The sequence below is a fragment of the Thermus sp. NMX2.A1 genome, assembly GCF_000511705.1.
Taxonomy (GTDB): Bacteria; Deinococcota; Deinococci; order Deinococcales; family Thermaceae; genus Thermus; species Thermus scotoductus.
Genome location: NZ_ATNI01000026.1, coordinates 1 through 18,206, shown reverse-complemented (window position 1 = coordinate 18,206; position 18,206 = coordinate 1). Strand labels below are relative to the sequence as shown.

Below are 18,206 nucleotides of genomic sequence, written 5' to 3'. Positions count from 1 at the left end.
TGGCTTCCCCAGGAATAAGCCCCCTTCTCGGGGGTAGTTCCGGAGCAGCCAAGAGATAGGAAAGGATATGACGAGCGTCCTTCGGGCGGAAAACCTGGGCAAGCGCTACCGGCAAGGGGAGAAGGAAGTGGTGGCCCTGGAAGGGTTTACCTTCGCCTTCCCCCAAGGAAGCACCGCGGTGGTGGGGCCCTCGGGTAGCGGCAAAACCACCCTGCTAAACCTCCTTGCGGGCTTTGACCTGCCCACGGAAGGAGGGGTGTACCTGGGGGAGCTGGCCCTGCACCGGCTGTCCGAGGACCAAAGGGCCGAGGTGCGCCTTCAGCACATGGGCTTCGTCTTCCAGCAGTGGAACCTCATCCCCACCCTCACCGCCTGGGAAAACGTGGCCTTTCCCCTCCTCCTTGCGGGGCTTCCCCCTAAAGCCCGCAAGGAAAGGGCCTTGGAGCTTCTGGAAAGGGTGGGGCTTCTGGAAAGGGCCCACCACCTGCCAAGCCGCCTTTCCGGCGGGGAACAGCAACGGGTGGCCTTGGCCCGGGCCCTGGCCCTGGACCCCCCCATCCTCTTCGCCGACGAGCCCACCGGCAACCTGGACGCCGCCTCCCGGGAGCAGGTGGCATCCCTGCTATTTGAAGCCGGGGAAAAGCGCACCCTGATCCTGGTCACCCACGACCTGGAGCTGGCCGCCCAGGCGGAACGGATCCTTTACCTCAAGGGAGGGCGGCTGGTGCGGCAGGAGGTGCCCGGGCCCCCGCGGTAGCCACCCCCTGCCCTTTCCCCGGGACATCCCGCCCACCCCGCCTGTGGCACAATACCCCCTATGGGCAAGCGGCTGGTGGTGATCGGGGGGGTGGCGGGTGGGGCCTCCGCCGCCGCCAAGGCCAAGCGGGAAAACCCCGAGCTGGAGGTGGTGGTCTACGAGAAATCGGGGTGGGTTTCCTACGGGGCCTGCGGCCTGCCTTACGTGCTTTCCGGGGAGATCCCCCGTCTGGAAAAGCTGGTGGCCAGGACCCCGGAGGAGTTCCGGAAGCAGGGGATCCACATCCACGTCCACCACGAGGTGGTGGACGTGGACCCCGAGCTTAGGACCCTCACCGTCTTTGACCACCAGGAGCGACGCACTTTCCAGGACCGGTACGACTACCTGGTCCTGGCCACCGGGGCCAGGCCGAGCCTTCCCCCCATCCCGGGCACGGAGCAGGAAGGGGTCTACACCTTAAGGAGCATGGAGGATGGGGAAAGCCTCCTCAAGGCCCTGAAGGGAGCCCAAAGGGCTGCCATCCTGGGGGCCGGGTACATCGGCCTCGAGGTGGCCGAGGCCTTCCGCAAACGGGGCCTCGAGGTGACCCTCCTGGAGCTCAAGGACCGTCCCCTACCCCACTGGGACCAGGAGGTGGGGAACCTCCTCAAGGAGGAGCTGGAACGGCACGGGGTGGAGGTCTGGACCCGGGTGGAGGTGAAGGCCCTAAGGGGCCAGGGCCGGGTGGAGGCGGTGGAGACCTCGGAAGGCGTGGTGCCCGCCGACCTGGTGCTGGTGGCCACGGGGATCAAGCCCAACACCCTTTTGGCCCAGGCCATGGGGGTAGCCTTAGGCCCCACAGGGGCCATCGCCACCGATGAGAGGATGCATACCAACCTGGAGGGAGTGTATGCCGCCGGGGATGTGGCGGAAAGCTTCCACCAGGTGCTGAAGCGCCCCTACTGGCTTCCCCTGGGGGACGTGGCCAACAAGCACGGCCGCACCGCCGGGGCGGTGATCGCCGGCAAGGAGGCCCGCTTCGCCGGGGTGGTGGGCACCGCCATCTTCAAGGCCTTCGGCCTGGCGGTGGCCACCACCGGGCTTTCCCAGGAAGCGGCCTTAAGGGAGGGTTTCCAGGCCAGGAAGGTCTTCATCCAAAGCCGGGACGGGGCCCACTACTACCCGGGAAGCCAGCCCCTTTGGGTGGAACTCATCTACGAGGAGGGCACGGGAAAACTCCTGGGCGGGGCGGTGGTGGCCCATGGGCACGGGGCCTTGCGCATCGATGCCCTGGCCGCCCTCCTGCACCAGGGGGGCACGGTGGAGGACCTCCTGAGCCTGGATCTGGCCTACGCCCCACCCTACAGCCCCGTCTGGGACCCCCTCCTCATCGCCGCCCAGCAGGTGAAATAAAATGGTGTAGTTAATAGGAGAACACACCACTACTGGGTGTCAAGTCCCCGACCTTACACCCTACACTGTAACTCCTCCCACCTCCAAACTGATCTTTGGAGGTGGCTCATGGATCCTCTGAGCGTGTTGACCCCAGAGATGCGGCAGGAGGCGGAGGAGCTTCGGCGGGATTGGGCGACCAACCCCCGGTGGAAGGGAGTGAAGCGGGACTACCGGCCCGAGGACGTGGTCCGGCTTCGCCCCAGCGTGAAGGTGGAGTACACCCTGGCCAAGCGAGGAGCGGAGAAGCTCTGGCAGCTGCTGCACGAGCGACCCTACGTGCACACCTTCGGGGCCTACACCGGGGCCATGGCGGTGGAGATGGTGCGGGCCGGCTTGGAGGCCATCTACCTCTCCGGCTGGCAGGTGGCCGCCGACGCCAACCTGGCCTGGCAGACCTACCCCGACCAGTCCCTCTACCCCTATAACTCCGTGCCCCAGATCGTGAAGCGCATCAACAACGCCCTGATGCGGGCGGATATGATCGAGCGCTCCGAGGGCAAGGTGACCCGGGACTGGTACGTGCCCATCGTGGCCGATGCCGAGGCGGGCTTCGGCGGGGCTTTGAACGTCTTTGAGCTCACCAAGGCCATGATCGAGGCGGGGGCTGCCGGCATCCACTACGAGGACCAGCTGGCCTCCGAGAAGAAGTGCGGCCATCTGGGGGGCAAGGTCCTGGTGCCCACCTCCCAGCACATCCGCACCCTGCAGGCCGCCCGCCTGGCAGCGGACATCATGGGGGTGCCCACGGTGATCATCGCCCGCACGGACGCCGAGGCCGCCACCCTCATCACCAGCGACATCGACGAGCGGGATCGGCCCTTCATCCTGCCCGGGGAACGCACCCCCGAGGGCTTCTACCGGGTGAGAAACGGCCTCGAGGCGGGAATCGCCCGGGCCCTGGCCTACGCCCCCTACGCCGATGTCATCTGGATGGAAACCTCCAAGCCCGACCTGGAGGAGGCCCGCAAGTTCGCCGAGGCGGTGAAGAAGGAGTTCCCGGATAAGCTCCTCGCCTACAACCTCTCCCCCTCCTTCAACTGGAAGAAGTTCCTGGACGACGAAACCATCGCCAAGTTCAACCGGGAGCTGGGGGAGATGGGGTACAAGTTCCAGTTCATCACCCTGGCGGGCTGGCACACCGTGAACTACTACACCTGGGAGCTGGCCAAGGGCTACAAGGCCCGGGGCATGCCCGCCTTCGTGGAGCTCCAGCAGAAGGAGTTCCTGGCCCAGGCCCAGGGCTTCACCGCCGTGAAGCACCAGCGGGAGGTGGGGGCGGGCTACTTCGACGAGGTGGTCCTGGCCCTCACCCAGGGGGAGGCCTCCACCCTGGCCCTCAAGGGCTCCACCGAGGAGGCCCAGTTCAACGAACCCGTGCACTAGGTTTAGGGGACGCCTGCTCTGCCGCCCTCCAGGTTCGGGGGGCGGCAGGTTACTTTTCCGTGGTAGGTCGAAGGCACACCAAAGCTGATATAGTGTAATCACCATGCCAGAGGCCAATACACCCTGGCTACGCTACCTGGAAGACCTCCGTCCCCACCTTAAGGGCCGGGACCATCGGGGCAAGCGGGGCTCCCTAAGGTGGCTCGAGGCCCTCATGGCCGAGCGGGGCGGGAAGGCGGGGACCGTGCGCAACATCCTCTACAAGGACCTGGGGAGCCCCGAGGAGAAGGAGAGGCTTTACGGGGTCATCGCCGACCTGTACCAGGAGGCGGGCCTCCCACCCCCCCCTCCCCCGGCGGAGCTTTTCCTGGAAAGCGCCCGCAAGACCCTTGGCCGGGACAAGCGCCGCATCTTTCGCCGCTTTCTGAAGGAGCTGGAAGCCGGGGGGAGGCCCCAGATGGTGGTGGTGGGGGGACCGGCCACGGGTAAGGGAGTCCTCTTGGCGGCCTTGAGCCGTGCCCTATCCGCTTTGCCGGGTAAGGAACCCTTCCTCCTCAACCTGGGAGGGGAGCTGGCCCAGGCCTTGGTCCCCTTGGCCGAGGGCCTAGGAATAGGGGAGGAGGTGCGGTCCCTTCTGGCCCAGCTCTCCCCGACCCAGCCCTACATCCTGCAGGGAGCCTTGGAACACGAGGTGCTGGCCCTTTTGGCCCGGGGCCTGAACCGGGAAGGCCGTCCCCTACTGCTTCGGGCCGAGGCGGAAGGAACCCTGGAAGGCCTTCCCCTGCGGGGTCCAGACGGCGCCCAACGGGGGCTTGCCGCCTGGCTGGAACCTTTCCTGAAGGCCCTGACCATCCCCTACGTGGCGGCCTTAAGCGAGCCACCCCCCACCCTGCCCCACCAGCCCCTTTCCCCCCCGAGCCGGGAGGAGGCCAGGCGCTTCGTGCGGGAACGGCTTCCCCATCTGCCCCCGGAAAGGCTGGAGGCCCTGGTGAACCAAGCGGGGCGCAACTTCGGGGAGCTTTCCCGCCTGGTCCTCCTGGAGGCCGCCAAGCACGATCCCAGGACCCCCCTTCAGGACGACCCGGCCCTGAAGCCCCTGCTCCTGGCCCTCTCCGCCTTCAGCCCCGAGGCCGATCCCACGTTTCCCGCGGAGCTTTTAGAAGAAGCCCTGGGCAAGCCTCTGGAACGCCTTTCCCAGGCGGAAAGGGCCCTTCTGGACTGGGTGGGGGAAGGCTTGGTGCGCCCCGCCCTAAGAAGCCTCCTTCCCCAGGAAGCCCCCAGGGAACTCCACCGCCTGGCCCTCGCCTACTTCCCCAAGGAAAACCTCTTCCGCAAGCTCCATCACGCCTACAAGGCGGGGGAAACCCGGATACTTCTGGACCTTCTCCAGGAGGATCCCGCCCGGCTGGCCCTCCTTCCAGGACTCTGGCAGGAAGCCCAGGCCTGGCCCCGGGAGGACCTCGAGGCCCTGGCCGCGGTGGTGGTGCGCTACCGGGCCGTCTTGGGCCAGTACGCCCATCCCGAGGCGGAGGAAGCCCTCAGGGTCCTCTCGGAGGCCCAAAACCCCTCCTTGCGCACCTGGGCCCGCATCAAGGCGGCGGAGGCCAAGGCGGACGCCGCCCTTTACAAGGAAGCGGAGGAGCTTCTGCCCCCCAAGGAGGACCTCAAACTCCTGGACGACACCGCCCAGGCGGAGGGGCTTTTGGTCATGGCGGCGGTGGAGCGCTGGAAGGGGGATTACGAGAAGGCAGCCCACTTTGTGGAGGAGGCGCAGGGGCTTCCCGTGGCCCCCTTCCTGCAGGACCGGGTGTACCTGTGGCGGGGCCTGGTGGCCAAGGACCTCGGCCGCTACCCGGAGGCCCTGGAGGCCCTCTCCCGGGTGGGCCACGACCCCCTCCTCCTGGGAAGGGCCCGCTACCAGATGGGGGACCTCCTCATGCGCTTAGGAAGCCTGGAGGCCAAGCCCCGCATGGAGGAGGGTCTGAAGGCCCTGGAGGAAGCAGGAGCCCCCAAGGACGAGGTGGCCCGGGTGCGGGCCCGCTACGCCACCCTCCTCCGGCGCCTGGGCCTGTACGAGGAGGCAGGAAGGGCCATTGAGAAGGCCCTGGCCGAAGCGGAGGACCCCTTCACCCGGGCCCGGGTGGAAAGCGAGGCCGGGATCCTCGAGGCGGCCCGCGGCCGCCCCTTTGCCGCCCTCAACCTTCTGGTCCCCGCCGAGGCCTACTTCCGCTCCACGGAGGAGAGGCCCAAGGAAGCCCGCTACCGCCATCTGCGCACCCTCTTCCGCCTGGGGGCCACCTACCTCCTTTTGGAGGCGGGGCAGCCCTACCGAGCCCCCTTCCTGGGAGGGCTTCACGCCCCCACGACCCAGCGCCTCCTCGAGGACCTCCTGGAGCAAATCCCCTGGGAGGCCACGGATCGCTACACCGCCTTGCGGCTGGACACCGCAAGCCTCCTGGCCCTCCTCCTTCCCCCCGCCGAGGGAAAGGCCCTCCTAAAGCCCCTTTTGGATGTGGAAAACCCCTACCTCAGGGCCCAGGCCCGCCTGAGCTACGCCGAAACCCTGGTCCGCGAGGGCAACCTGGGGGAGGCCCTGGCCCAGGTGGTGGCCCTCCCTCCCCTGGAGGACCCTGGCCTTTTAGCCCAGGCCCGGGCGGTGGAGGTGCTGGCCCTGCTGGGCCTGGGGGAGAAGGAGGCCGCCTGGCAAAAACTTTCGGAGGTGAGGAGAAGCCCTCTCCCCGAACCCTTCCGCTTCCAGCTGGGCCGGGCTTTGGGCCGCTTCTGCCCCGAGCTGCAAAGGCGCCTTCCCCCCACCCCCCTGGCCCTTCCCGAGGCCCTGGGCTTCCACCTGGCAAATCCCGACTAAATCACTATACTTTAGGGGGTGGAGGGGTTATACTCTTACTGCGAATGGGTCGCAGTAAGAACCCGACCCGGCATCAGGAGGCAGAACGATGAACCAGCTGGAAATCCGCGACCTCTGGGCTTCCATTGACGGCGAAACCATCCTAAAGGGCGTGAACCTGGTGGTCCCCAAGGGCCAGGTGCACGCCCTCATGGGCCCCAACGGGGCCGGGAAGAGCACCCTGGGCAAGATCCTGGCCGGGGACCCCGAGTACACGGTGGAACGGGGGGATATCCTCCTGGACGGGGAAAGCATCCTGGATCTATCCCCGGACGAGCGGGCGAGGAAGGGCCTCTTCCTGGCCTTCCAGTACCCCGTGGAGGTGCCGGGGGTCACCATCGCCAACTTCCTGCGCCTGGCCCTGCAGGCCAAGCTGGGCCGGGAGGTGGGGGTGGCGGAGTTCTGGGCCAAGGTGAAGCGGGCCCTGGAGCTTCTGGACTGGGACGAGGGTTACCTCTCCCGCCACCTCAACGAGGGCTTTTCCGGCGGGGAGAAGAAGCGGAACGAAATCCTCCAGCTTCTGGTCCTGGAACCCGCCTACGCCGTCTTGGACGAGACCGACTCCGGGCTGGACATCGACGCCCTCAAGGTGGTGGCCCGGGGGGTGAACGCCATGCGGGGGCCCAACTTCGGCGCCCTGGTCATCACCCACTACCAGCGCCTACTGAACTACATCGTCCCTGACTGGGTTCACGTGATGATGGACGGGCGCATCGTGGCGGAGGGCGGCCCCGAGCTGGCCCTGGAGCTGGAGGCCAAGGGTTACGAGTGGCTCCGGGAAAGGGTGAAGGAGGAAGCATGAGCGAGGCCGATCTGAGGGCACTGGGCGAAGAGTACAAGTACCACTTCGTGGACGAGGTCAAGCCGGTCTTCGTGGCCGAGCGGGGCCTCACCCGGAGGGTGATCGAGGCCATCAGCTACCACAAGGGGGAGCCCGAGTGGATGCTGAAGTTCCGCCTGCGGGCTTTGGAGATCTTCCAGAAGAAGCCCATGCCCACCTGGGGCCCGGACCTCTCGGGCCTGGACCTGGACAACCTGGTCTACTACGTGAAGCCCGCAGAGGTGAGGGACGCCAAGAGCTGGGAGCAGATCCCGGAGGAGATCCGCCGGACCTACGAGCGCCTGGGCATCCCCGAGGCCGAGCGCAAGGTGCTCGCCGGGGTGGGGGCCCAGTACGACTCGGAGATGGTCTACCACCGGGTCAGGGAGGAGCTGGAGCGGCAGGGGGTCATCTTCGTGGCCATCGAGGAGGGGATGAAGAAGTACGAGGACCTCTTCAAGGAGTACTTCGCCAAGGTGGTCCCCCCGGAGGACAACAAGTTCGCCGCCCTGAACTCCGCCGCCTGGTCCGGGGGCTCCTTCGTCTACATCCCCCCCGGGGTGAAGGTGGAGCTTCCCCTGCAGGCCTACTTCCGGGTCAACACCCCCGAGTTCGGCCAGTTTGAGCGCACCCTGATCATCGTGGACGAGGGGGCCGAGGTGCATTACATCGAGGGCTGCACCGCCCCCATGTACTCCACGGAAAGCCTCCACACCGGGGTCATCGAGATCGTGGTGAAGCGGGGGGCCCGGAGCCGCTACACCACCATCCAGAACTGGTCCACCAACATGTACAACCTGGTGACCCAACGGGCCCTGGTCTATGGGGATGCCTTCCATGAGTGGCTGGACGGCAACCTAGGCTCCAAGGTCACCATGAAGTACCCTTCCAGCTACCTCCTGGAACCCGGGGCCCGCACGGAGATCCTCTCCATCGCCTTTGCCAAGACCGGCCAGCACCAGGACACCGGGGCCAAGATCATCCTGGGAGCCCCCCACACCTCGGGCACCATCGTTTCCAAGAGCATCTCCAAGGGGGAGGGCCGGGCCAGCTACCGGGGCCTGGTGAAGGTGCTGGAGGGAGCCAAAGGCGCCAAGGCCAATGTGGAGTGCGACGCCCTTCTCATCGACCCGGAGAGCCGCACCGACACCTACCCCTACATCGAGATCGAGGAGGACACCGCCCACGTGGGCCACGAGGCCACGGTGTCCAAGATCAACGACGAGCAGATCTTCTACCTGCAAAGCCGGGGCCTCAAGGAGGACGAGGCCGCAGCCCTCATCGTGCGGGGCTTCATCGAGCCCATCGCCAAGGAACTGCCGCTAGAGTACGCGGTGGAGCTGAACCGGCTCATCGAGCTGGAGATGGAGGGCTCCGTAGGCTAAGGGCTTCCGTCAAGGGTCTTAACCTTTGCGCTAGGAGGATTCATGCAGGTACTGGACAAAACGCAGGTGGAAGCCATCTCCCGGGCCCTAAAGGAGCCGGGCTGGCTGCTGGAGAAAAGGCTAAAAGCCCTCGAGGCCTTCGCCCGCCTCTCCTATCCCAGCAAGAAGGACGAGGCCTGGCGCTACACGGATCTCTCCGAGGCTCCCCTGGAGCAGGAGGTGGAAACCCCCAAGGGGCTTAGCCTCTCCCGGGATGAACTTCCCGAGCTGGTGAAGCGCCGCCTGGAGAAGACCGATGTTTCGGGCTTTCTGGTCTTCGTGGGCCCGGATTTGGTTTACGCCGAGGTGCCGGAGGAGCTTTCCGCCAAGGGCCTGGTCTTCACCAGCCTCGCCGAGGCCTTGAAGACCCACCCCGGTAAGGTGGAGGCCACCCTCTTCCGGGGGGTCTACGTGGAGGACAAGTTCGCCGCGGAAAACTCCGCCTTCTTCACCCACGGGGCCTTCCTCTACGTACCCGCGGGGCTCGAGGTGGAAAAGCCCCTCGGGGTCTTCAAGGTGCTGGAAGGGGGCAAGGCCTCGGCGGGCCGGAGCCTCATCTTCCTGGAGGACAACGCCAAGGCCGCCTACATCGAGGAGTACCTCTCCTTGGACCTCCCCCCCACCCTGCACCTCTCCGCCACGGAGATGGTCTTGAGGCCTGGAGCCCGGCTGCGCCACGCCCACGTGCAGACCTTTGGCGAGGGGGTCTGGCACTTCCACCGGCAAAGGGCCCTGCTGGAGCGGGATGCCGCCTTAAACGACCTGGTGGTGAACCTGGGCGGGCGCTACGCCCGGAGCGAGGTGGCCTCGGAGCTATTGGGCCCGGGAGCGGAAAGCGAGATGCTGGGGCTTTACTTCGGCCACGGCCTCCAGCACTTCGACCACTACACCCTGCAGCACCACGTGGAGCACCATACCCGAAGCGACCTCCTCTACAAGGGAGCGGTGAAGGACGAGGCCCGGGCGGTCTTTTCCGGCCTCATCAAGCTGGAACGGGGGGCCCAGAAGACCGACGCCTACCAGGCCAACCGCAACCTCATCCTCTCCCCCACCGCCCGGGTGGACTCCATCCCCCAGCTGGAGATCGGGGCCAACGACGTGCGCTGCACCCATGGGAGCACCACCGCCCCCGTGGACGAGATGCAACTCTTCTACCTGCAGTCCCGGGGCCTGTCCCGTAGCCTCGCCCAGGAGCTTTTGGTCAAGGCCCACCTGGCGGACGTCCTTAACCGCATTCCTCTAAAGGCCTTAAGGGCCCACCTCGAGGCGGTGATCGAGGAAAAGGTTAGAATCTGAAGGCCATGTGGACCCCGGTGGCCAAGCTGAGCGAGCTGGAAAACGGCAGGCTGGTGGTCAAAAGGCCCGAGCACCGGAAGCCCATCCTCCTCCTCTACACCGGGGAGGAGGTCTTCGCCCTGGAGGACATCTGCACCCACGACGACGGCCCCCTCCACGAGGGGGATGTGGAAGACGGCCAGATCGTCTGCCCCCGGCACGGGGCCCGCTTCGACCTGAAAACAGGCCGGCAGACCCTTCCCGCCCCCAGGCCCGTCAAGGTCTTCCCCGCCAAGCTGGAGGGGGATACCATCCTTCTGGACCTATAGACGCCCATCCCGTCCGCAAGGCCCCAAGGAGGACTTGGGGCCTTTGTCCTTGACGGCGGGCGGAAGAAGCGCTAGGGTGAGAGTACCCACCCCACCTGGGGTGGGGGGAGGTAAAGGATGCTGAAGCTCAAGGTAGAAGGCATGACCTGCAACCACTGCGTGATGTCGGTGAAAAAGGCGCTTCTTAAGGTACCCGGGGTGGAGAAGGCCGAGGTGAGCCTGGAACGGGCCGAGGCCCTGGTGGAGGGCAAGGCGGACCCTGAGGCCTTGATCCGGGCCGTGGAAGAGGAAGGCTACCGGGCCGCCCTGGCGGGCTAAGGAGGCCCTGTGCCCCGCCACCCCCTCCACCTGGACCCCAAGGTGCGGGAAGAGGCCAAAAGGCGCCTCCTCTCCGCCAAGGGCCACCTCGAGGGCATCCTGCGCATGCTGGAGGATCCCCACGTCTACTGCGTGGACGTGCTGAAGCAACTGAAGGCGGTGGAGGGTGCCCTGGACCGGGTGGGGGAGATGGTCCTAAGGGCCCACCTCCGGGACCACGTGGCCACCGCCCACGAGCGGGGGGACGTGGAGGAAATCGTGGAGGAGCTGATGGAGGCCCTCAAGTACCGTTGATCCCACCCGGTCCAGGGCGGGGTAGAGGCCCAAGGGCACACCAGCCCGGGGAAAGCAAAGGGGTTTCCGCTAGGGGGTACGAAGCCATGGCATTGGAAGTGAAGGTAGGGGTAAAGGGCATGACCTGCGCCTCGTGCGTGGTGCGGGTGGAAAGGGCCTTGAAAAGGGCCCCGGGCGTGGAGGAAGCCCGGGTCAACCTCACCACCGAGGAAGCCTTTTTGCGCCTTCAGGAAGGCATAGACCTCAAGGAGGTCCTGAAGCAGGTGGAGGAAGCCGGCTACGAGCCCGTGGTGGCCCGGGTGGAGATCCCCATCCGGGGCATGACCTGCGCCGCCTGCGTGGCCCGGGTGGAAAGGGCCTTGAAGAAGCTACCCGGGGTGCTTTCCGCCCACGTGAACCTGGCCACGGAGAAGGCCTTCGTGGAGTACCTCCCGGACACCGTGACCCTCCCCCGCCTGCGCCAGGCCATCCGGGATGCAGGGTACGAGCCCCTGGAGGTGGCCCAGGAGGAAAAACGGGCCCCCGCTTACCCCTTGGATCTCCTCATCGCCCTGCCCTTTGCCTTCCTCACCCTTCTCCTAGCCATGGGGCCCCTGCTTCTTCCCCTTCCCCACTTCCCTCCGCTTTTGCAGGCCCTCACCGCCCTCCCCGTCCTCTACGCCGGCCGCCGCTTCTTCCGCCAGGCCCTGGCGGAGATCCGGCACCGTTCCCTGGGCATGAGCACCCTGGTGGCCCTGGGGGCAGGAAGCGCCTACCTCTACTCCTTTCTAGTTCTGCTCTTTCCCACCCTTTTCCCGGAGGAGGCCCGCCATCTCTACCTCGAGGCGGGGGCGGTGATCCTGGCCCTGATCCTTTTGGGCAAGCACCTGGAGGAAAAGGCCAAGGGGAAGGCCTCGGAGGCCATCCGCAAGCTCCTGGCCTTGAGGCCCAAGACCGCCCGGGTGGTTCAGGAAGGGGAGGAAAGGGAAATCCCCGCCGAGGCCCTCATCCCCGGGGACCTGGTGCGGGTGCTTCCCGGGGAGCGCATCCCTGCAGATGGGGTGGTGGTGGAGGGCTTCAGCCATGTGGACGAGGCCATGCTCACCGGGGAGCCCATCCCCAAGGCCAAGAAGCCCGGGGATGAGGTGGTGGGGGGAACGGTGAACGGGGAAGGTCCCCTCCTCATCCGGGTAAGCCGGGTGGGGGAGGCCACGGTCCTGGCCCAGATGGCCCGCCTGGTGGAGGAAGCCCAGGCCTACAAGCCCCGGGTGCAGGAGGTGGCGGACCGCATCGCCAGCGTCTTCGTGCCCATCGTGCTCCTCATCGGCCTTATCACCTTCGCCCTCTGGCTCCTTCTGGGGCCCGGCCTCTCCTACGCCTTCGTGGCCCTTCTTTCCGTACTCCTTATCGCCTGCCCCTGCGCCATGGGCCTCGCCACCCCGGCGGCCATCGCCGTGGCCACGGGCAGGGCGGCGGGAATGGGCCTCCTTTTCCGCAAGGGCCAGGCCATCGAAGGCCTCGCCCGGGCGGATACCGTGGTCCTGGACAAAACCGGGACCCTGACCCAAGGGAAGCCCACCCTCACGGAACGCCTGGGGTTTGCCCTAAGCCCTGAGGAAGCCTTGTGCCTCGCCGCCGCCTTGGAGCGGGGAAGCGAACACCCCATCGCCAAGGCGGTTCTGGAGGCAGCCAAGGATCTCAGCCTGCCCGAGGCCGAAGGGGTGCGGGCCCTGCCCGGGGAGGGCATCGAGGGAGTGGTGGAGGGGAGAAGGCTTTACCTGGGGGGTCCAGCCCTCATGGAGCGGCTCAAGGTGGCCCTTCCCCAGGAGGCCCAGGAGCTTTCCCAGAAGGGCTACACTCCCCTTTACCTGGCGGATGGGGAGAGGCTTTTGGCCGCCTTCGGGGTCTTTGACCCCCCCAAGCCCGAGGCACGAAGGGTGGTGGCCGCTTTAAAGGCCCTGGGCCTCAAACCCGTCCTCCTCACCGGGGACCATCCCATCCCGGCCAGGCGGGTGGCCGAGGCCTTGGGCATAGAGGAGGTGCTGGCCGGGGTGCGCCCTGAGGGTAAGGTGGAGGCCATACGGCACCTCCAGGCCCAGGGGCGGAAGGTGATCTTCGTGGGGGACGGCATCAACGACGCCGCCGCCTTGGCCCAGGCCGATGCGGGCATCGCCCTGGCCACGGGCACGGACATCGCGGTGGAAGCCGGGGATGTGATCCTGCTTTCGCCGAGCCTGGAAGGATTGGTGCACGCCATCCTCCTATCCCGGCGCACCCTAAGGACCATTTACCTCAACTTCTTCTGGGCTTATGCCTACAACATCCTCCTCATTCCGGTGGCAGCCGGGGCTCTTTACCCCTTCACCGGGCTTCTTCTGAACCCCATGCTGGCGGCCGGGGCCATGAGCCTCTCCAGCCTCTTCGTGCTCACCAAGTCCTTGAGGCTGAGGGGATTCCAACCGAAGAGCTTAACCGGAGCTTAACCGGCTCCGGCTAAGGTGAAACCGGAGGTGATGGGTATGTGGTGGTGCGGCAACTGGGGGTACATGGGTTGGTGGGGGCCCCTTTTCGGGCTTCTCTGGTTCGTCCTCCTGGGCCTCTTCGTCTACTGGCTGGTCCGGAGCCTGGTGCCGGAACGCCGGGACCGGGCCCTGGAGATCCTCAAGGAGCGGTACGCCCGGGGGGAGATCGACAAGGAAACCTTTGAGCGCATGAAGCGCGAGCTCGCATGAGGGTTCTCCTGGTGGACGACGACCCAGCCCTCCTCGAGGTCCTGGGGGCCTACCTGAGGGGGGCTGGGTTTGAGGTGCTGGAGGCAAAGGATGGGGAAAAGGCCCTGGAGCTTTTTCCCCGGGCCGACCTCATCATCCTGGACCTCATGCTGCCCAAGCTGGACGGCTTCAAGGTCCTGGAGGAGGTGCGCCGGGAAAGGCCCGAGCTTCCCATCCTCATGCTGACCGCCAGGGGGGAGGAGGAGGAAAGGGTTAAGGGGCTGGAGCTAGGGGCCGACGACTACGTGGTCAAGCCCTTCAGCCCCAAGGAGGTGGTGGCCCGGGTCAAGGCCCTCCTAAGGCGAGCCGGCCTCAAGGAGGAGCTCTGCTACGGCCCCTTGCGCCTTCTTCCGAAGGAGCGGCAGGCCTACCTGGAGGGCAAGCCCCTTCCCCTTTCCCAGCTGGAGTTTGACCTCCTCCTCACCCTGGCCCAGCACCCGGGCATGGTCTTCACCCGGGAAAGGCTCTTGGAAAAGGTGTGGGGACCGGACTTCCCGGGCATAGACCGGGTGGTGGACGTGCACATCGCTGCTTTGAGAAAAAAGCTCATGGACGATCCGGAAAACCCCCGGTTCATCGAAACGGTACGGGGGGTGGGGTACCGCTTCCGGGAAGGCGATGCGCCTCTTCGCTAAGCTCTTCCTCAGCCACCTTCTGGTGGCCCTCCTGGCCCTGTTCCTCTTCTTCCTCCTGGCGGAGACCCTGGCCCCCTCCTTCTACCGGGGGCATGTGGAGCGCATGTACCACGCCCTATCCATGATGGGCGGGCTCATGATGGGCGAGGCCTTAAGGCGGGACCTCGAGGAAGGCCTCCGCTCCACCCTCACCACCGCCCTCCTCGCCGCCCTTCCCCTCTCCGTGGCCGGGGCCGCCCTCTCCGCCTCCTTCGCCAGCCTGCGCTTCTCCCGCACCGCCAGGCTTCTGGCCGAGGGAAGCCGCCGTATGGCCCAGGGGGAGTACCGGGTGCGCCTTCCCCCCCTGGAACGGGACGAGTTCGGCGAGGTGGCCCTTCACTTCAACCGCCTGGCCGAGGCCCTGGAACGGGTGGAACAAAGCCGGGTGGAGCTCATCGGCACCGTGGCCCACGAGCTCAGGACTCCCCTGTCCGCCCTGCAAGCCTACGCCGAGGCCCTGGCGGACGGGGTCATGGAGCCCGAAAAGGCAGCGGAAAGGATCCAGCAGGAAGTGCGGGCCATGAGCCGGCTGGTCCGGGATCTCTCCCTGGTTTCCCAGGTGGAGTCGGGAGCCGTGGAGCTTCACCCCGGGCCCCTGGATCCCAAAGAACTCCTGGAACAGGCGGCGGAACGCTTCCGCCCCGCCTTCCAGGCCAAGGGAGTGGCCCTGGAGGTGGCGGCCCCCTCCTTGCTTCCCCGAGTCTGGGCCGATGCGGAACGGACCCTCCAGGTGCTCGCCAATCTGCTTTCCAACGCCCTTCGCCACACCCCGGAGGGAGGAAGGGTAACCCTTGGAGTGGAAAGGACAGGCCAGGCGGTGGTCTTCAGCGTGGAGGACACAGGACCCGGCATCCCCGAGGAACACCTTCCCCGCATCTTTGAGCGCTTCTACCGCATAGACCCCTCCCGCAGCCGTCAGGACGGGGGAACCGGAGTGGGCCTCACCATCGCCAAGAGCCTGGTAGAAGCCATGGGGGGAAGGATCTGGGTGGAAAGCCAGCTGGGCCGGGGAAGCGTTTTCCGCTTCACCCTGCCCCTTTACACAGGCTTAACGGGAAAGGCTTAGGGTGAGAGCCATGAAGAAGCTTCTGGCGCTTGCCCTAGGCGTGGCTTTAGGCCTGGCCCAGACTCCCTCCCCCGAGGCCCTCAAAGGCCTGAAGCCCGAAGAGGTCCTGGCCCTGGCCAAGCGGTGGCGGGAGGAAGGGCAAAGGGTGGTGAGCTACGTGACCCCCGAGGCCTTCTTCTTCGAGTTCCCGGACGGCCGCAAGGCCCAGGTGGCCCTCAAGGACCGCTTCCTCCTGGCGATGGCCCCCTACGTGAGCCGTACCCATCCCTGCCAGGTCCACTACTTCTCCAGCTGCACCGGGGAACTCCAGGAGGAGGTCTTTGAGGTCCGGGTGCTGGAGGGGGAAAAGGAGGTGCTCAAGACCCAGGTCAAAACGGGGAAGGACGGGTTCTTTGAGCTCTGGTTGCCCCGCAACCGCCGCTACACCCTGGAGATCCGCTGGGGGAACCTGGCAGCCACCGGCTCCGTGACCACCTTCAGCCAAAGCCCCACCTGCCTTACCGGCTTCCGCCTCGCCTCACGGTAGAACGCCATGCGCCCTCTAACCTTTACCCTCTTCCTCGGCTTCGCCCTGGCCCAAACTCCCCTGGGTCCGGTGCCCACGCGGGACGTTCACGCCCTTTTGTGGCACCCCTCGGGAGCCCTGCTCCTGGGCCACCACGACGGCATCGTTGCCTGGAGCAACAGCACCCCCCAGGACCTGGTGCGGCGGCGGGACTGGGACGCCATGAACCTGGCCTGGGGAGGCGAACGCCTTATCGCGGCCGGGCACTGGATCCTTGCGGAAAGCCGTGATCTCAAGCGCTTCCGCGACCTAAGACCTAAGGGCCTTCCCGCCCTGGACCTCCACGCCTATGCCATCGATCCCAGGAAGCCTGAGGTCCACTACACCCTCGAGGCCACCTACGGCTACTTCCGCAGCCAGGACGGCGGGCAGACCTGGGCAAAGCTTCCCGCCCGGGGCCTGCCCAAAGCGGGGATGGCCTTCTTCCTGGTGGACCAAAAGGGCCGCCTCTGGGCTTCCCTTATGGAAAGGGGGCTCTTCCTGAGCGAGGATGGAGGCGAAAGCTTCCGCCCCATTCCCTCCCCTGACCCCGCCCCGGGACCCCTGGCCCTCTCCCCTTCGGGCACCCTGTACCTGGGAGGAAAGCTCGGCCTCTGGCGGCGGACGGAAGCGGGGTGGCGCAGGATCTGGCAGGGAGCGGTGTTGGCCCTCACCGCCCATCCCCAGGAGGAGGGTTGGCTGGCCTGGGTGGACGAAAGGGGCACCCTCTGGCAGGGGCGCTGAGGGCTATCCCTTCCAGGCCACCCCGGCCACATGGGGGGCCACCAGGGGGAGGGGTAGTTCAAAGGCCTCCGCCTCCACCCGGGCAAACCCCGCCTCCCGAATAAGGGCTAGGGTTTCCCGGTTGGGATGGCAGCCGTCCCCCAAAAAACTCCATAAGGGGCAAAGGAGGTCCTGGAATCGGCGCAGGGAGGAGCCCCGGGGAGCGGCCACGTGTTCCAAAAAGACCAAACGCCCCCCGGGCTTCAACACCCTGAGGATCTCCGCCAAAGCCCCTCTGGGATCCTCCACCGAGCAAAGGACCAAGGTGGCCACCACGGCCTCCACGCTTTCCTCCGGCAGGGGGATGGCCTCCGCCTGGCCTAAAAGAACCTCACCGGAAAGCCCCCTCAGGCTTAGGGCCTGCTTAAGGTGGGGGTGGAAGTAGGGATTGAGCTCGAGGCCAATCCAGTGGACGCCATCCGGCAGATAGGCCAGGTTAACCCCCGTCCCCGGGCCGATCTCCAAAACCTTCCCCGCCAGGCTTCCCAGGAGTTTCTTCCGCCAGGGTTCGCTCAAGCCCACGTGCCCCCGGGAAAGGACGGGAAGGAGGGTGGCGAAAAACCGAGCCCTTAAACCCTTCTTCATCCCCTTGCCTCCCATGCTAGAGGTTCCAGTAAAGCACCGTGTCCAACATCCCCAGGGCCACGAAGACTGCCCCTGCACCCCTTAGAAGATGGCTTCCCACGAGGCGCATTCCCTTGAGGGCCTGGCCCCGGCCCATGCGGGTGAAAAGGAGGAGCAGAAAACCCAGGGGAAAGCCCGTCCCCAGGGCGAAGAGAAGGGGAAAGAGAAACCCAAAGGAAGAAGCCAGGGCCAAAGGGAGTAGAAGCCCGAAGAAAAGCCAGAAGAGGGTAGGGCAGAAGGCCAAGCCGTAAACCCCACCCAAAGCCAAGGGCCCCAGAAGCCCACCCCACGCCCCCACCCGGGCCACCCAGCCCTCCGGTGCCGCCCAGGCCAGGGGCCAGCGCACCACTCCCAAAAGGCCCAGGCCCACCAGGATCATGAAGGGCCCAAGGGCCAGCCGCACCGGGCGGAAGATGGCCCCGGGGTTGTCCAGGGTCCCGCCCAAAACGAAGAGAACCACCCCGGCGAGCACCAGGTAGGTGAAGGCCTTCCCCAGGAGAAAGGCCAGAAACCTGGGCCAGACCCTTCCCTCGAGGGCGGAAGGAGCCAGATAGGCCAGGGCGCTGGCCCCAGTGGTGATCTGGCAGGGGGCAAAGGCCGCCAAGACCCCAAGCAGGAAAGCGGAAAGCCAAGGGACCCCCACCTCCCGTCTCAGGCCATCCACCCAGGGGGCCAGGAGAGCGTACAGGGTGTTGGCCGTTCGGTAAAGGCTTCGGGAAACCTCCTCCAGTAGCCCACTTCCCAGGGCCAACCCCACCAGGCCCAGGACAGCAAGACCAAGCGCCAGTAGCCCTCTTCGCATGTCCATCAGCTTAAGGGCCAAACG

Annotated in this window: 18 protein-coding genes; 16 read left to right on the top strand and 2 right to left on the bottom strand. The window is 66.4% G+C overall.

The genetic code is table 11. The features are described 5' to 3' along the window. The first annotated feature begins 67 nt into the window (after positions 1–67). The 16 genes from TNMX_RS01530 (at position 68) to TNMX_RS01455 (ending at position 16,717) form a co-directional block, all read left to right on the top strand. Entirely contained in the window at positions 68–757 is a 690-nt protein-coding gene (locus TNMX_RS01530) for an ABC transporter ATP-binding protein (protein WP_038028775.1), read from the top strand. 60 nt (positions 758–817) lie between these two features. Next, entirely contained in the window at positions 818–2,149 is a 1,332-nt protein-coding gene (locus tag TNMX_RS01525) for an FAD-dependent oxidoreductase (protein ID WP_038028773.1), read from the top strand. Positions 2,150–2,257: 108 nt separating this feature from the next. Then, positions 2,258–3,574 (top strand): isocitrate lyase, encoded by a 1,317-nt coding sequence (gene aceA, locus TNMX_RS01520; protein WP_038028771.1) that lies wholly within the window; start codon positions 2,258–2,260, stop codon positions 3,572–3,574. Between the two features lie 103 nt (positions 3,575–3,677). Continuing rightward, on the top strand, positions 3,678–6,440 hold the full coding sequence (locus TNMX_RS01515; protein ID WP_038028769.1) for a hypothetical protein: 2,763 nt from the start codon (positions 3,678–3,680) through the stop codon (positions 6,438–6,440). 88 nt (positions 6,441–6,528) lie between these two features. Then, complete coding sequence (gene sufC / locus TNMX_RS01510; RefSeq protein WP_038028767.1) at positions 6,529–7,281, top strand: Fe-S cluster assembly ATPase SufC; 753 nt, start codon at positions 6,529–6,531, stop codon at positions 7,279–7,281. Then, positions 7,278–8,684 (top strand): Fe-S cluster assembly protein SufB, encoded by a 1,407-nt coding sequence (gene sufB / locus TNMX_RS01505; RefSeq protein ID WP_038028764.1) that lies wholly within the window; start codon positions 7,278–7,280, stop codon positions 8,682–8,684. The genes sufC and sufB overlap by 4 nt, the downstream gene beginning before the upstream one ends. Before the next feature lie 42 nt (positions 8,685–8,726). Further along, complete coding sequence (sufD, locus tag TNMX_RS01500) at positions 8,727–10,019, top strand: Fe-S cluster assembly protein SufD (RefSeq protein WP_038028761.1); 1,293 nt, start codon at positions 8,727–8,729, stop codon at positions 10,017–10,019. Positions 10,020–10,024: 5 nt separating this feature from the next. Further along, positions 10,025–10,327, top strand: a complete 303-nt coding sequence (locus TNMX_RS01495) for a non-heme iron oxygenase ferredoxin subunit (RefSeq protein WP_015716309.1) — start codon at positions 10,025–10,027, stop codon at positions 10,325–10,327. Positions 10,328–10,444: 117 nt separating this feature from the next. Continuing rightward, positions 10,445–10,645: a heavy-metal-associated domain-containing protein gene (locus TNMX_RS01490; protein WP_038028759.1), complete on the top strand. Its 201-nt coding sequence runs from the start codon at positions 10,445–10,447 to the stop codon at positions 10,643–10,645. Between the two features lie 9 nt (positions 10,646–10,654). After that, on the top strand, positions 10,655–10,939 hold the full coding sequence (locus TNMX_RS01485) for a metal-sensitive transcriptional regulator (RefSeq protein ID WP_015716307.1): 285 nt from the start codon (positions 10,655–10,657) through the stop codon (positions 10,937–10,939). A gap of 86 nt (positions 10,940–11,025) precedes the next feature. After that, the gene (locus TNMX_RS01480) at positions 11,026–13,401 is read left to right on the top strand and encodes a heavy metal translocating P-type ATPase (RefSeq protein ID WP_156919387.1); all 2,376 of its coding nucleotides are present in this window, start codon (positions 11,026–11,028) and stop codon (positions 13,399–13,401) included. A 36-nt stretch (positions 13,402–13,437) separates the two neighbouring features. Then, positions 13,438–13,650 (top strand): SHOCT domain-containing protein, encoded by a 213-nt coding sequence (locus tag TNMX_RS01475; protein ID WP_014510815.1) that lies wholly within the window; start codon positions 13,438–13,440, stop codon positions 13,648–13,650. Beyond that, a complete protein-coding gene (locus tag TNMX_RS01470) occupies positions 13,647–14,324 on the top strand; it encodes a response regulator transcription factor (protein WP_015716304.1) in 678 nt (225 codons plus the stop codon). Before TNMX_RS01475 ends, TNMX_RS01470 begins: the two co-directional genes overlap by 4 nt. Beyond that, positions 14,308–15,429, top strand: coding sequence for a cell wall metabolism sensor histidine kinase WalK (locus TNMX_RS01465; protein ID WP_038028754.1), 1,122 nt, complete (start codon positions 14,308–14,310; stop codon positions 15,427–15,429). Before TNMX_RS01470 ends, TNMX_RS01465 begins: the two co-directional genes overlap by 17 nt. A 10-nt stretch (positions 15,430–15,439) precedes the next feature. Further along, on the top strand, positions 15,440–15,955 hold the full coding sequence (locus TNMX_RS01460) for a CueP family metal-binding protein (protein ID WP_038028807.1): 516 nt from the start codon (positions 15,440–15,442) through the stop codon (positions 15,953–15,955). A 6-nt stretch (positions 15,956–15,961) separates the two neighbouring features. After that, complete coding sequence (locus TNMX_RS01455) at positions 15,962–16,717, top strand: hypothetical protein (protein ID WP_038028741.1); 756 nt, start codon at positions 15,962–15,964, stop codon at positions 16,715–16,717. 3 nt (positions 16,718–16,720) lie between these two features. Here the strand turns inward: TNMX_RS01455 and TNMX_RS01450 are convergent, their stop codons facing one another. Beyond that, complete coding sequence (locus tag TNMX_RS01450; RefSeq protein WP_015716300.1) at positions 16,721–17,341, bottom strand: class I SAM-dependent methyltransferase; 621 nt, start codon at positions 17,339–17,341, stop codon at positions 16,721–16,723. Between the two features lie 16 nt (positions 17,342–17,357). Continuing rightward, positions 17,358–18,206, bottom strand: an 849-nt coding sequence (locus tag TNMX_RS01445; RefSeq protein ID WP_253269349.1) for a sulfite exporter TauE/SafE family protein, incomplete at its 5' end; no start/stop codon positions are given.